Raw genomic sequence first — 14,741 nt, forward strand, 5'->3', positions numbered from 1 at the left:
TCTGGCATTTTAAGTGTTGAGTATCAAACTTATTCGTCTAAGAAACTCTTAAGTTGTTCGGAGCGACTAGGGTGACGAAGCTTACGCAATGCTTTCGCTTCGATTTGACGAATACGTTCACGGGTTACATCAAATTGCTTACCTACTTCTTCAAGAGTATGGTCAGTATTCATATCGATACCAAAACGCATTCTTAGTACTTTAGCTTCACGGGCGGTTAGGCCGGCTAATACTTCTTGGGTGGCATCTTTTAGACTGCCACCAGTAGCAGAGTCCAAAGGCTGAATTATCGTGCTATCTTCAATAAAGTCACCTAAGTGTGAATCTTCATCATCACCGATAGGGGTTTCCATCGAAATTGGCTCTTTAGCGATTTTTAACACCTTACGAATTTTATCTTCTGGCATTAACATGCGTTCAGACAACTCTTCAGGGGTTGGTTCACGGCCCATTTCTTGTAACATTTGACGAGATATACGATTCAATTTGTTAATCGTCTCAATCATATGTACTGGGATACGAATGGTACGCGCCTGATCAGCAATTGAACGGGTGATCGCTTGACGTATCCACCAAGTGGCATATGTCGAGAACTTATAACCTCGACGATATTCAAACTTATCTACCGCCTTCATCAAACCAATATTACCTTCTTGAATAAGATCCAAGAATTGTAATCCACGGTTAGTGTATTTTTTCGCGATTGATATAACCAAACGTAAATTGGCTTCTACCATTTCTTTTTTAGCACGTCTTGCTTTGGCTTCACCAATAGACATGCGGCGATTGATATCTTTAATATCGGCTATGATTAAGCCTGTTTCTTCTTCTACGGCATTCATTTTACTGATTGCGCGTTCTAGCTCTTCCTAGTGTTCTTTAATCTCTTCCGCATAAGGCAGAGATGAATTTAATATTTCGAACAACCAGTCAGTTGTGGTTTCATTGCCTGCAAATGCTTTGATGAAATCTTTCTTCGGCATTTTAGCGCTAACAACGCAATGCTTCATTACTATACGTTCTTGAACACGAATACGGTCCATCATGCTACGCATGTTTTTAACCATACGGTCAAATTGTTTAGGCGTTAATCTAAACTCTTTAAATATTTCACTTAACTCATTTATTTCAGTGCGAGCAGCTTTATGTGAACGACCTTTAGCGCTAATGACATCGCGGGCTTTTTCATATTGCACACGTAACGCTTCAAATTTCTCACGAGCAAGTTCTGGATCAGGCCCAGTATCTTCTTCTTCCTCGTCTTCATCGTCTTCATTGTCATCGTCTTCGTCATCTAATTCTTCTTCAGACAATTCAGAACCAATATGAGTAGCGGTAGGTGCTACGTCTTGTTCATTTGGATCGACAAAACCTATAATAATGTCGCTAAGACGAATTTCTTCAGCTTCAAACAAGTCCCATTGGTCAAGTAAGTAAGTAATGGCTTCAGGGTACTCAGCTACCGAACATTGCACTTGGTTAATGCCTTCTTCGATACGTTTAGCGATAACAATTTCGCCTTCACGGGTCAGAAGTTCAACGGTTCCCATTTCTCGCATGTACATGCGGACTGGGTCCGTGGTTCGGCCAATTTCACTTTCAACTGTCGCAAGTGCCTGAGCTGCCGCTTCTGCCGCTTCTTCGTCAGTGTCACTTTCTTGCATTAAAAGTTCATCAGAATCAGGGGCAGTTTCAAATACCTTGATGCCCATGTCGTTTATCATGCGGATAATATCTTCGATTTGGTCTGAATCGACAATATCTTGTGGAAGGTGGTCGTTAACTTCCGCGAAAGTCAAATAGCCCTGTTCTTTACCTTTAGCAATGAGGAGTTTTATCTGCGACTGCTTGCTTTGCACCATATAACCTTACACTTCTTGAAAATAATTAAAAATCCGTATCATGTTTCTAAATTTAAATTAAAAAACAATACGTCGTAAATTTCTTGGATTTGCCAAGCCTATTAATATGACATCAAGAGACCTGAGCGAATTAGCCAGTATAGCAGACTTAACTGCTTTAGGGCTAGCGTATGTTGCATTTTGCTGTATGAATTTCGATCAATTTAAAGTCTTGTTTTGGACTTACTGTTTGAATAGTTAATTAAGTATGTCGAAATAGGGCATTATTTCACAACAGACTACTCAATATTGGGCTACTTTTGCTCTTTTACAAGTAGGTTGAGCTCTTGTTTTTCTTCATTAGTTAAAAAACTTGTTCGAGATTTAGCAAATAGTTCATCCATGCGGCCTTGCAAGTGCCAATCGAGTAATTTGGTAAAACTATCTTCAAATACCGCTTGCTGATTTTGTTCGGCGTATTCCCAACTCAACAATTTTGCTAAATGAGGACTAGCGGGGTGCCCCCTAAAATACTCTAAAACTTGGGCGGTATTGGCGGTGGGCTTACTTTTGCAATATTGAAAAAGCTCATTTAGCATGCCCACACCTTGGATAGAAGTGTTGAGTAACGGAGATGGGTCTGACGTACTGCATGTTGTGGCCAAACTAGGGTCATCTAATAGAAGCCGTATCATCATACGTACCGGTGAAATTGTACTCTTATTCGGCGTCTTAAAATCTTGCTTCGCAAGGCCTTTGTGACGGTTCGCATTGGCGATGTCGCTTTCTAGCTTGTGTTTATTGTGCTCACCCATATGACTGCTGAGGTCAGCTAATAAACTAGCACGAATATTATCCCCAACGATTTGCTCGATTAATGGCATTGCCTCAGCTTTTAGTGCTGCTTTACCTTCATTACTGCTGACATGATGATGTTGCAGTAAATTATTAAAAAAGAATTTAGATAGTGGTACAGAATCGGATTGAAGTTGCTGTTCAAACGCTTGCTTACCAATCTTACGTATTAAAGTATCCGGGTCTTCGCCATCGGGTAAGAATAAAAACTTCATCTGAACCCCGTCCTTTAAATAAGGTAAGGCGTTTTCTAGTGCTCGCCAAGCTGCTTCGCGGCCAGCTCTATCACCATCATAGCAGCAGATTATTTCGCTTGTGGCGCGAAATAACATCTGAATATGTTCTGCTGTGGTGGCAGTTCCTAATGATGCGACGGCATAGTCTATACCAAATTGACCAAGGGCAACCACATCCATATAACCTTCAACAATCATAACCTTGGCTAAATTTCTGTGAGCCTGTTTCGCTTGATAAAATCCGTATAATTCGTGGCCTTTGTGGAAAATCCTCGTTTCTGGAGAGTTTAGGTATTTGGGGCCGCCATCTTCCAATACTCGGCCACCGAAACCAATCACCCGACCTCGTTTATCTCGGATTGGGAACATGATGCGGTCACGAAAGAAGTCGAAGCGTCGGCGGTTATCATTTTCGGTAATGAGTTTTAAATCGAGTAATTGTTGCTGTGCTTCGGGATTGATTCCAAAGGTCTTCAAAACTGAATCCCAGTCGGGTGGGGCATAGCCCATATCAAATGCTTTAACTACTTCACCACTGAGCCCGCGCCCTTTTAAGTAGTCAATGGCTTTGTCTTTTTGAGGATGGTTCTTGAGTTGTTGGGCAAAGTATTTAGTTACTTTTTCCATTAACTCGTAGTCATTGCCTTTTTGTTGTTTTTGCTCTTTGCTTAATGCTGGTGCCCCACCTTTTTCGCGAGGGACTTCTACGCTGTGGTATTGGGCTAGCTCTTCGATAGCTTCAGGAAACTCGAGGCGATCAAATTCCATTAAAAAGGTTATGACATTGCCGTGGGCCCCGCAACCAAAGCAATGATAAAATTGTTTATCTTGGCTTACCGTAAAAGAAGGACTTTTTTCATTGTGAAATGGGCAGCACGCTTGGTAGTTGCGTCCCGCTTTTTTCAAGGAGACACGACTATCGATCAATTCAACAATATCTGAACGTGCAATGATGTCATCAATGAATTCACGGGGGATACGACCTGACATTTTACCTTCTTTAATTACATGGCTAAGGGTTAAGCATGATGCCATAATGTGGGCGTAAGTAACGACAATATTTCAAAACCGGACTGGTAAAAATGAACAAACCGCATCTAGGTGCGGTTTGTAGAAATGCTATATCATGGTTCATGACACTAGGCGTTAAGCTGTGCCTTAATCTTGCCGCTTAATTGCCCCATATCAGCTCGGCCTTGAACTTTTGGTTTTAACCAGCCCATGACTTTACCCATATCTTGCATACCGGAAGCGTCTGTTTCTTCCATTGCTTGCACAATTAGAGCACTTAGTTCGTCTTCACTTAATGGTTGCGGTAGAAATTCTTCTAATATAACTATTTCTGCAAGTTCAACATCAACTAAATCTTGGCGATTTGCTGTTTTAAACTGGCTTGCTGCATCTTTTCTCTGTTTTACCATTTTGGTAAGTATCGCAATCACATCGCTGTCATTGAGCTCAATGCGCTCATCAACTTCACGCTGTTTTACTGCAGCCAAAGTCATACGTATAGTACCAAGACGTACTTTGTCTTTAGCACGCATAGCATCTTTTTGTGCATTTTTTAAATCATCTAATACTGACATTTCTTGACTCAATGAAAAACGGAAAAAGGACGAGTGATAAAACTTCTTCTGGCGTGTCAGCGTTCATAGTACATAGGTACTAAGACGGACACGCCAAAGGAGAGATTAGTACAGTCTGATGCGACGAGCGTTTTCGCGAGATAACTTCTTCAAAAGACGTTTCTTAGCAGCAGCTTTCTTACGCTTACGTTCCCAAGTAGGCTTTTCAAAAAATTCGCGACGACGAACTTCAGAAAGTACACCTGCTTTTTCACATGAACGTTTAAAACGACGCAATGCAACATCAAAAGGTTCGTTCTCTCTAACTTTAACGATTGGCATTAAAATCTCACCTCAAAAAATAATAAAATATATATCGACCCGGTACATTATGTAGCCAGCTCGGTTAAAAATGGTGCGGAATTCTAATCATATCCTCACCAGAAGTAAAGCCTTGTTCGGTTAAAAAGTGGATATCTTCAAACAAATTTAATATTAAATTGGCGCTTTCACCTCAGAACAGTAAAATGCCGTCAGTTTTTTCAGATAAATAATAGAATTATGCGAGTTTTAGGAATTGAAACGTCTTGCGACGAAACCGGAGTAGCAATTTACGATGAGCAACAAGGTTTGTTGTCTCATCAATTGTACAGCCAAGTAAAGTTACATGCCGACTATGGTGGCGTTGTACCTGAGTTAGCGTCTCGTGATCACGTACGAAAAATTATCCCGCTAATTAAACAGGCAATGTTGGAAGCAGACTGTACTGAGCGAGATTTAGATGGTATCGCGTTTACTAAAGGTCCTGGATTGGTGGGGGCGCTATTGGTGGGGTCTTCTGTGGCTCGCAGTTTATCTTACGCCTGGAATTTACCCGCTGTTGGGGTGCATCATATGGAAGGCCATTTATTAGCACCTATGTTGGATGATCCTATTCCGGCTTTTCCTTTTGTTGCGTTGTTAGTGTCCGGCGGGCATTCTATGATGGTTAGAGTCGACGGCATAGGGCGTTATGAAGTGTTAGGTGAATCGGTCGATGATGCAGCGGGTGAAGCTTTTGATAAAACTGCAAAATTATTAGGATTAGACTATCCCGGTGGGCCGCTGTTAGCGAAGTTAGCAGAAAAAGGTGAGGGGGGCATTATCAATTTCCTCGGCCGATGACGTTAAAACCTTGGACTCGATTTTAGTTTCAGTGGATTAAAGACCTTTGCCGCCAATACCATTCGTGATTGTGATGGTAGTGAACAGGCTCACGCTAATATTGCTTATGCTTTTCAGGAGGCAGTAGTTGATACCTTAGCAATAAAGTGCAAACGCGCACTGAAGCAAACCAAGCTGAAGCGTTTGGTGATTGCCGGAGGAGTCAGCGCCAATAAGCAATTGCGAGAGCAACTCTCGGTGATGATGAAAAATATTAAAGGCGAGGTATTTTATCCTCGGCTAGAATTTTGTACCGATAATGGTGCCATGATAGCGTACGCTGGTCTGCAACGACTAAAAGCTGGTGAAACTGAAGGTTTAAGTACTAAAGCTAAACCAAGGTGGTCATTGGAAGACTTGTCGGCGATATAGCATCATTAGTAGATAAAGCATGCTGCGCAAGTTACTTGTTGTTCTTGTAAACAATTTTTGTTTCTTGCTTACGCAATAGCCTGATTATGTTCGGTCTGTGCCTGAGAATAATAAGACTACTTAAAATTGCCACCGGAATCGCGTAATCAGGTTTAATTAGCCAAGTAAAGATGGGCGCTAGACTGAAAGCGACGATAGCGGCTAAAGAAGCATAGCCGCTTAAATACAATACGATTAACCAGCTGAGTAAAATGATTGAAGCTAGACCTAAACCTAAAGGCAATAATGCCCCGAAGGCAGTCGCCACAGCTTTGCCTCCTTTAAATCTAAAAAATAAAGGAAACATATGTCCCAAACAAGCCGTGACGGCAACGCACGCTAGGTAGACTGGCTCCAACCCTAAATGGTAGCTATACCAGACCGGAACGGTACCTTTTAGCACATCGAATACTAAAACTAACAACGCTGGAAATCGTCCCCCTATCCGCAAAACATTGGTTGTTCCTGGATTACCAGAACCGGACTCCCGAGGATCATTCAATGAAAATAACCGACACACCCATACCGCACTGGAAATAGAACCGAGCAAATAAGCAATAGCTAGCATTAATATAGTAAGAGCTGTCATGTACTTGTGCTAAAAGAATGAGTTACAATTCGGCCAGAATATAACAATCTACAAAAAATTGCAGCGCGGATCACGAATGGATAAAATTCATATTGAGAGACTAGAGGTCTTATCGCTGATTGGCGTGTACGACTGGGAAAGAAAAAATCAGCAACGATTGCTCCTCGATATTGAGTTGCAGGCAGACTTATCTGTCGCAGCTCAGTCAGATAATGTAAACGACACACTCAACTATGCGCTCGTCGCGCAAAAGCTAATTGCTGTTGCTAAAGATAGCGAATTTAAACTCATTGAAGCACTGGCAAGCCATCTGGTCGATAGTCTTTTGCAGGCGTTTCCAGCGGTTGAAAACGTGCGCTTAAAGCTCAGTAAACCTGACATTTTAGCCAATGCTAAAAATGTGGCTGTAGAGTTTAGTCGAGGACAACGTCGGTGAGCGGAGTGCAGAATAAAACACATCTTATATATATTAGTGTAGGCAGCAACGTAGAAAGAGAAAAACATACTAAAGCGGGACTACAAGGCTTGTATCAAGCGTTTGGTGAATTACAATTGTCGTCGGTTTACGAGAGTGAGTCAGTAGGATTTACTGGCAGTAATTTTTATAACCTTAGTGGTAAAAGCCGAAACTGTATTATCGGTAGCTGGAGTATGTAAAGTGCTCAAGCAAATTGAACAAAACAACAAGCGTGAAAGGGGAGCCGAAAAGTTTTCTCCTCGTACTTTGGATTTAGATTTGCTGTTGTATGATCAACAAATCATGACATCACCAATCGAACTGCCTCGTGCCGAAATATTGTATAACGCTTTTGTGCTACAACCCTTAGCCGAAATTGCCGGCGACATCATACACCCTATTGAAAAAAAATCTTATGCCACATTGTGGCAACAATATGACCAGTCCAAACAAAAACTTTGGGCAATTACATTTGAATGGAGTTCTAACGAATCATGACCTTATTTGAAATTATAATTCTGGCAATTATCCAAGGATTAACTGAGTTTTTGCCCATTTCTAGCTCTGCGCATTTAATATTACCGTCGGAAGTATTTGGTTGGAATAATCAGGGTATGGCTTACGATGTTGCAGTACATGTTGGTAGTTTATTAGCGGTCATGATTTATTTTCGTCAAGATATTGGGCGTCTAGTTGTCGCTTGGTTAGGACAAGGGTTTAGCCGTCAGCAATCAGCAGACAGTAAGTTAGCTTGGTGGGTTATCCTAGCGACTATTCCAGCGGTTATATTTGGTTTTTTACTAAAAGATTTTATTGAAGAATATGCTAGGTCGGCTTTGGTAATAGCTATTACAACAATAGTGTTTGGGTTGTTGCTTTGGTATGCAGATAAAAAAGCCAACTTAAGTAAGAATATTACCCAAATTACTTGGAAAAATGCGTTAGTGATAGGTATAGCTCAAGCTATCGCCATTATTCCTGGTACATCTCGTTCGGGTATTACTATGACTGCAGGCCTGATGTTGGGGTTGAACCGAGAGAGTGCCGCAAGATTTTCATTTTTACTGTCCATTCCTGTCATTCTGGGCGCAGGTTTGCTGGCAACGCTTGATTTGTTAGATAGCCCTGCTGCAATTGATTGGTATGCGTTGTTATTTGGCGCAGTATTTTCCTTTGTTAGTGCCTATGCTTGTATTTACTTGTTTTTAGCTTGGATATCTAAAATAGGTATGTTGCCATTCGTGATTTATCGATTGGTCCTAGGTGTAGCACTGTTGCTATTTGTATTGCTATAAAAAGGAGCTGTTATGTCCGACACTATTTTTTCCAAAATTATTAATAAAGAAATACCTGCTGAAATTTTGTATGAAGATGATTTGGCATTGGCCTTTAAGGATATCAATCCTCAGGCACCGATACACTTTTTAGTGATCCCGAAAAAGCCGATTGCCACAATCAACGATATTCAAGTCGAAGATAAGGCGCTCGTTGGCCATTTATATTGGGTCGCGGCAACTATTGCAAAAGAGCAAGGGTTTGCTGAGGATGGTTACCGCGCAGTGATGAACTGCAATGAAGATGGCGGACAAACTGTCTATCACATTCATTTGCACGTATTGGCGGGGAAAGCGTTGGGTTGGCCGCCGTATCAAGCTACATTAAAAACAGGCTAACTCTTAACGCTACTCAATATTTTACAACGGCCATCTTATACAAAGAATATGGCCGTTGTGGGCACTAATATTATTGCGCTAACCCTAGTACTTTTAGACCTTGTTTAAAGTCAATATCTACGGGGATAGCAGCTTTAGTCAATTTATCTAAGTCACTTTGTAATTGCGGCTGAATACCCCCATTTCCGCTACTAATTTAGCTACACCTTTATAATCGCCATCACCTTGCAGTGTGAGTATTTTGTTTGCTAGGGCAGTAATAGCGCTATTCATTTTTAGCATATTTACGCGATACAGTCCGTCATCACCTTTGCTAAAAGCTTGATGCTGCTGGAAGAAATTAAAGCGGATCATATTCGCTTTACCATGGGCGGAGCTAGCGCCAAAACGGACTGAGCGAAAAATACCAGCCATGAAAGTGACATAATAGTCTTCTAATACCCCTTCAGTTATATCGCCTTTGGCCAAAAGTTGCTGCACCATGTACAAGCCCAAAATGTCGGCTTTACCTTCTTCCAATGCAGATGCGTGCTCTTTTAGCGCTTGTCTAACTGTTTGCTTTGTGCCCAAAACTGTTTTTATACCTAAACCATGAGCCACTTCATGAAACATGGTATTGGCAAAAAATGCCGTGAATGTAATGTGTTTTCTTTGTTCTGGGACAATTAACTGATCAGCAATGGGCAGTAGAATATTATCGAACTTAGCTCGCATGGCGTTTTTTAGTTGCAGTCTACGGGTGCCTTTTTGTAATTGTACCTCTTCATCATTGGGTAAATTAATGGCAATCGTTTTACTACCCGCATTTGAGTGCCCAGCGTAATAAATTACGTCGTAAGCATTTAAGTCTGCGTTGCTGCCGGGCATTTGTGCTTTATATTTATCCGCAACGGGTAAGCCTTTCTGTAGCTCTGGTAAATAAGCGGCATATTTACTCAGTTTGTCGCTCCATTCTAAATCTTTAATCAAGACATAAGCTTCAAATGCGGCGCGGTATCCGTAGAGTTGATCTTCATACGTTTCAATCGGACCATAAACTAATTCAATCGGATTTGTTTTCATGTTCATCCAAGCAAAATCTGACGCCTGGTAGTCATTTGTCAGTAATGCTTTGGCGCGCATTTCTAAATATTCTGCGAAACTATCGTCATCAGCCAATTCCGCCGCTTTAGTCAACAAAGCCGCAGCCTGTTTTAGTTCTTTGGCATAATAGGATGAATAGGGAATAGTATAGAGCTGGCCATTTTTGTCTCTACGTACAACGGAGTACAGACCTTGTTTGTCGGTAAAATCAGCTTTCTCGAATTCAGCTTTAGTCATGTCTTTAGGATAAAACTCGGCGGCCTGGTGACTTTTCTTGAATATGGCTGAGTAAAATTTTATCACCATCCAATCTGTCCCAAGGCCCATAGTTGATGCGTATAAAGTCGGTTACTTTGGTATCTGATATTTGTGATAGAAATTGCTCTTTAGGTTGATAGAAAGCTTGTTTCCAAAATAACTCATCCATTATTTCAGACGCTTCAATTAGTATGCTTAACATTGCTTTTTGATTGGCACTTAAATGAGAAAGGTCTGCAGTCAGCTCAACTTGATGATAAATATCCAGTCGACTATGGTCATCGTTGATTAATTGATATTGATCTGGAACGGGATCTTTAACTTGCAGTGTTGGCTCAGTAGTTGTGTTGTCACAGGAATATAGTAAAGTGGATAGTGCTCCCACTACTAAGGTTGAAATAACTGATTTACAAAAGATTTTTCATAATGTTTCCGATATATAAAGGTTAATATCTATTGAGAAAAATAGAACATTTGGAAATATAACAAATATTTCACGGCATATGAGCTAACAAGACTAGTTAGAAGCAAAAAATATGCTAGCATTTAAGTTCTTTCAGATTCATCAATTCATTGTATTTGATAGTGCTTTCAAGTTGGTTAAGTGAGTTAGCTGGAATCCGAAAGATACGGCAATCTAAGTTTAGGTCCGATTGGATATAGCTTAAGAGAACAAAATTAATACGACTGACCGATTCGGTTGCTCAATGATTACGGGTAATAATATGTATACAGAAAATGCATTATTAACAATTTTGGTTGAAAAAATTAACAATGACACATTGGTCTTGCCGACGCTACCTGCTATTGCATTAAAGGTAAGGCGTGCCGCCGATGATCCAAATATTAACCTAAATGCTATGGCTGACGTTTTAGGTCAAGATCCTTCTTTGTGTGCTCGTATGATCAAAATATCGAATAGTGCTTATTTAGGTAGAGCGGTTAAAGTGACCTCTACTCAACAAGCTGTTACGCGTATTGGTTTACGTCAAATTAAGAATATTTCTACGGCACTAGCCATGGAACAACTGTTTGTATCTAAAAACGATGTCGTAAAAGAGTACATGGATCGAGTTTGGGCCGATACCATAGAAGTGGTAGCGAGCTCTTTGGCGGTGTTGCAAATACACATAAGGCAAACTAAGAACCGCCTTCTTTCTTTAGAATCTATGATGCTGGCCGCACTCATTAATAACATAGGTGTGCTACCCGTACTAACTGAAGCCGAACGTCATTCTGAAGTGTTCGCTAATCTGACCTTTTTGGATGCGGCGATTGATAAATTGTCGGGAAAAATTGGTGCCAGTATCATGAAAGAGTGGGGATTTGAGTCCGACTTTATTCAAGTTGCTGCCTATTTTAAAGATATGTCTGTTCAAACTGACGCTATCTCATACTTAGATTTAGTACGCTTAGGAGCTGCACTTTGTGGGCGTTTGGAAGAACATAAAGATGAAGTGTTTGAGTTGGCGGTGAGCAAGGGTATCGTTAATCAATTCTCTGATTTATTGTCTGAGGACTTTGCTGAGTTGCGAGACAACGCTAAATTAATTTTTGCTTAATTCAGCGCTAGATAAAATATTTCTACAGAGCTGAAGCTAAGTATCAGCTCTGTATTTTCTACATAACCTGAGTTATGGATAAAAAGTATCGTTTAAGCTAAACAATCCAACGCCACTAGATACAAAAAGAGCGTTATCCAGAGGTTTGGTTTATCCAGGATTCAGGTTACCTATTATTGCTCTTCGTTATCTAACTGAAAAATCACTTTTAGTCGTTCAGCGAACTTCACTACTTCTCCCGACATCAGGGCAAAATTAGCGTCTAGTCTCGCTAACTGTTGATCTTTCGGTATATCGTCATTTTGTTCTACGATAACATCGGTAAATTTAAGTCGTTTGATACTTAAGTCTTCTTGAATGATGGCTTGCAAGGTTTCATTCCACTCAAATGCAATCTTTTGCACGGATTTTCCTGCCGCTAAATGATTCGCGATTTCTTCACTGAATAAATCTTGGTTTTTACAGCGTATTATTGCCCCTTCATCTTCCAGTGCCTTAAGCTCAGCCTCCTCTAAAATACTAATATCTGATGGGGTGGCGTCATCTTGCAACCAAGCAGTTAATTCAGCTTGGACAGATTGTCTGGCCATAGGCATTACAGGCAATGAGCCAATGGCTTTACGTAACATGGCTAAGAAGGCCTCTGCTTTTCCATCTGCGGCAGCGTCAACCACCACTAGGTTGTCTTTCCACGATATAAATCCGTGGGTGAAACTATTCTTAGTAAATGCCTGTGGTAACAAACGCTGAATGATTTCTTGCTTAATATCTTGTTGGGCTTTTTTGCCGACGGGCGAACCCGTTTCTGCTTCGATCAAGGCAACTTTGTCGGCTAGTTCTGCGTTAACGACTGCAGCGGGTAAGATGCGTTCTTGTTTTTTTAAAGTTAACCAAACTCGCCCTGCTGTAACATGTATTAGCGTTTCGCCTTGGTTGAATGGTGAACCCCAACCCATTGTGGCGAGTTCTTGACTGCCGCATGGACGAAATTTAAATTCCGCTAACTTCGCTTCTAGATCTTGTTCGGTAATATCTACGGACTGTGTGAGGGTGTATAGTTTTAGGTTCTTAAACCACATATATCGTATCCAGTGTAAGGCTATTTTATAAGAATAAAAAGAGAGAAAGGGTAGCAGGAATTGTAAGTTGTAGCCATGAATGACCGAAGTTTTTACATAGGGATTCTGATTTTATATTGTAAGCCTTCGTTTGGCGCACTGATGGCATCAATTTTCCCTTTAAGGGTTTGAGTAACCAAATTAAACATAATGTGTGTGCCTAAGCCACTGCCTCCTTTACCTCGTTTAGTCGTATAAAAGGCTTCGAAATGTTTCTCTAATGCATCGCTAGATAAACCTTTACCATTGTCTGCATAATCGATAACTAGCTGATCATCAAGTTGACTAACATCAATTTTAATTTCGCCTTTTTCCATATCTTCAAAACCATGAATTATCGAATTCATAATCATGTTAGTAAAAATTTGCGCAAGTACACTAGGGGCACATCTGATAGTGAGTTCTTTCTGACAAATCACGTCAATAGTGTGTTTGGTTTTTTCAAGCTCGGCGCTAACGATTGAACAACTTCAGTCAAATACTGGCAAACGTTAATTTCTCGCACCGCTTCACTTGTTTGGTCTACAGCGACTTGTTTAAAACTAGATATCAAGTCGGAAGCACGGTTTAGATTATTAGTTAACAATACGGTTGTTTGCTTAGCGTCTTCAATGAAAGTTGCCATAGTATTGCCGGTAAGTGTTTTTTCTTGATAGGCTGTCTGTAGTTTATTTAACCGTTCTTCTAAAAAGCTGGTAGCGGTAATACTGACACCTAGTGGGGTATTTACGTCATGGGCTATACCTGCAACTAAGCCACCGAGAGATGCCAGCTTTTCAGATTCAATTAATTGGTCTTTAGCTAGTTGAATGGTTTCCATTGATGAAGCAAGTTCATTGTTTCTACTTCGCAACTCATCTTCAATAAATTTACGGTTTTCATTCTCTTGGCGTAATTCTCGCTGATTGATCAGTAATTCATCTTTCTGCTGCTCAAGATCTAGCATGATCTTGCTTAATGTCGCGGTTTTTTTCGCGACTTCCTCTTCAAGGGAGATATTCTGTTCATCTAACCGTATATTGGCATCTTCAAGCTTCTTTTGGGTACCCGCAAGTTTGGACTGATAAGCAGCCATTTCATCGATAAGTTTGTTGTAAGAGGTTTCTAATAGTTTTAATTCATTGTTATCAGCAATGCCTAAGTCTAACTTTGAAGATTCAGGATCATCTAAATGGAAATCGGTAATTTGTTGAGCTAATTCATTCAGTGGGTTAGTTAACATTTGGCGAAAGGCACTCATAAACAAAAACACTAAAAATGCCGTTTTAACTATGGCATTGCCAATCAAAAAGAAAATCCCAACTTCTATGCGGCTAAAGATAATATCAACACTTGAATATAAGGTTACGTCGCCAACAAGTGAGGTGCGCCCCGAAAACTCAAAAATCAGTGGGAAGCTGTAACCAAAAGTGCCACCAGAATGATCTCTGACTACACCTCTGGTGATTGATTCATTGGATAATTTCGATGTACGGCCTAGATCTTCTATATAATTACTATTTTCATCTCGAATTTGTACTCCTTCGATAATAGGCAATTCCATTAAACCTTGAGCAATAGACTTAGCCTGTGGGGTGTTTAATTCCCATATAGCTCGGGTTAAACTGGTGCTGAAAGTATTTTTTAAGGTCCGAAGTTCACTTTCAATATGGCTTTTAGTATTCAGGTATTCAGTTAAAATTTGACCACTGGTCACTATAAGGGTAAGAATGAAATATACCGATAACACTCTAGCTAGTAGTTTTTTAGATAATCCTTTTTTTATACTAGACATTTCCGACAAGCACCCTTAGCTAAAGTTTTGTTCTTTCCTAGTTACAGAATATGCGTATTCAAAAAAATAAACAAGGAGAGTCATTAAATGATTATTTATCAATTGGGTGCTGCACT

At 40.4% G+C, this 14,741-nt stretch carries 9 protein-coding genes and 5 pseudogenes; 6 read left to right on the forward strand and 8 right to left on the reverse strand.

What is annotated here, in order from left to right; all coding sequences use genetic code 11:
• Nucleotides 1-29: 29 nt before the first annotated feature.
• From rpoD to rpsU, 4 genes and pseudogenes are all read right to left on the reverse strand, one after another.
• Nucleotides 30-1,862, reverse strand: a pseudogene (gene rpoD, locus RS130_RS10140) (RNA polymerase sigma factor RpoD).
• Between the two features lie 293 nt (nucleotides 1,863-2,155).
• Nucleotides 2,156-3,922, reverse strand: coding sequence for a DNA primase (gene dnaG, locus RS130_RS10145; protein WP_316028022.1), 1,767 nt, complete (start codon nucleotides 3,920-3,922; stop codon nucleotides 2,156-2,158).
• 149 nt (nucleotides 3,923-4,071) lie between these two features.
• Nucleotides 4,072-4,518, reverse strand: coding sequence for a GatB/YqeY domain-containing protein (locus tag RS130_RS10150; protein WP_316025860.1), 447 nt, complete (start codon nucleotides 4,516-4,518; stop codon nucleotides 4,072-4,074).
• Nucleotides 4,519-4,623: 105 nt separating this feature from the next.
• On the reverse strand, nucleotides 4,624-4,839 hold the full coding sequence (gene rpsU, locus RS130_RS10155) for a 30S ribosomal protein S21 (protein WP_006991319.1): 216 nt from the start codon (nucleotides 4,837-4,839) through the stop codon (nucleotides 4,624-4,626).
• 219 nt (nucleotides 4,840-5,058) lie between these two features.
• On the opposite strand from rpsU, the pseudogene tsaD reads away from it, so the two are divergent.
• Nucleotides 5,059-6,072: pseudogene (tsaD, locus tag RS130_RS10160) on the forward strand (tRNA (adenosine(37)-N6)-threonylcarbamoyltransferase complex transferase subunit TsaD).
• 31 nt (nucleotides 6,073-6,103) lie between these two features.
• On the opposite strand, the gene plsY reads toward tsaD, so the two are convergent.
• Complete coding sequence (gene plsY, locus RS130_RS10165) at nucleotides 6,104-6,700, reverse strand: glycerol-3-phosphate 1-O-acyltransferase PlsY (RefSeq protein ID WP_316025861.1); 597 nt, start codon at nucleotides 6,698-6,700, stop codon at nucleotides 6,104-6,106.
• 76 nt (nucleotides 6,701-6,776) lie between these two features.
• Here plsY and folB point away from each other — a divergent pair, with 76 nt between their 5' ends.
• The 4 genes and pseudogenes from folB (at nucleotide 6,777) to RS130_RS10185 (ending at nucleotide 8,830) form a co-directional block, all read left to right on the forward strand.
• A complete protein-coding gene (gene folB, locus RS130_RS10170) occupies nucleotides 6,777-7,136 on the forward strand; it encodes a dihydroneopterin aldolase (RefSeq protein WP_316025862.1) in 360 nt (119 codons plus the stop codon).
• Nucleotides 7,137-7,141: 5 nt separating this feature from the next.
• Nucleotides 7,142-7,655, forward strand: a pseudogene (gene folK / locus RS130_RS10175) (2-amino-4-hydroxy-6-hydroxymethyldihydropteridine diphosphokinase).
• Nucleotides 7,652-8,452, forward strand: a complete 801-nt coding sequence (locus RS130_RS10180; RefSeq protein ID WP_316025863.1) for an undecaprenyl-diphosphate phosphatase — start codon at nucleotides 7,652-7,654, stop codon at nucleotides 8,450-8,452. Before folK ends, RS130_RS10180 begins: the two are co-directional and overlap by 4 nt.
• Nucleotides 8,453-8,464: 12 nt before the next feature.
• Nucleotides 8,465-8,830: a histidine triad nucleotide-binding protein gene (locus RS130_RS10185; protein ID WP_316025864.1), complete on the forward strand. Its 366-nt coding sequence runs from the start codon at nucleotides 8,465-8,467 to the stop codon at nucleotides 8,828-8,830.
• Nucleotides 8,831-8,900: 70 nt separating this feature from the next.
• Here RS130_RS10185 and RS130_RS10190 read toward each other — a convergent pair.
• Nucleotides 8,901-10,589, reverse strand: a pseudogene (locus RS130_RS10190) (dipeptidyl-peptidase 3 family protein).
• Nucleotides 10,590-10,896: 307 nt separating this feature from the next.
• On the opposite strand from RS130_RS10190, the gene RS130_RS10195 reads away from it, so the two are divergent.
• Nucleotides 10,897-11,733 (forward strand): HDOD domain-containing protein, encoded by an 837-nt coding sequence (locus tag RS130_RS10195; RefSeq protein ID WP_316025865.1) that lies wholly within the window; start codon nucleotides 10,897-10,899, stop codon nucleotides 11,731-11,733.
• A 173-nt stretch (nucleotides 11,734-11,906) separates the two neighbouring features.
• On the opposite strand, the gene rdgC is transcribed toward RS130_RS10195, so the two are convergent.
• Together rdgC and RS130_RS10205 are read right to left on the reverse strand one after the other, a co-directional pair.
• The gene (gene rdgC / locus RS130_RS10200; protein WP_316025866.1) at nucleotides 11,907-12,812 is read right to left on the reverse strand and encodes a recombination-associated protein RdgC; all 906 of its coding nucleotides are present in this window, start codon (nucleotides 12,810-12,812) and stop codon (nucleotides 11,907-11,909) included.
• 92 nt (nucleotides 12,813-12,904) lie between these two features.
• Nucleotides 12,905-14,625: pseudogene (locus RS130_RS10205) on the reverse strand (sensor histidine kinase).
• Nucleotides 14,626-14,741 lie beyond the last annotated feature (116 nt).

This window comes from Paraglaciecola aquimarina, from assembly GCF_032464635.1.
In the GTDB taxonomy this organism is placed as follows: Bacteria; Pseudomonadota; Gammaproteobacteria; order Enterobacterales; family Alteromonadaceae; genus Paraglaciecola; species Paraglaciecola aquimarina.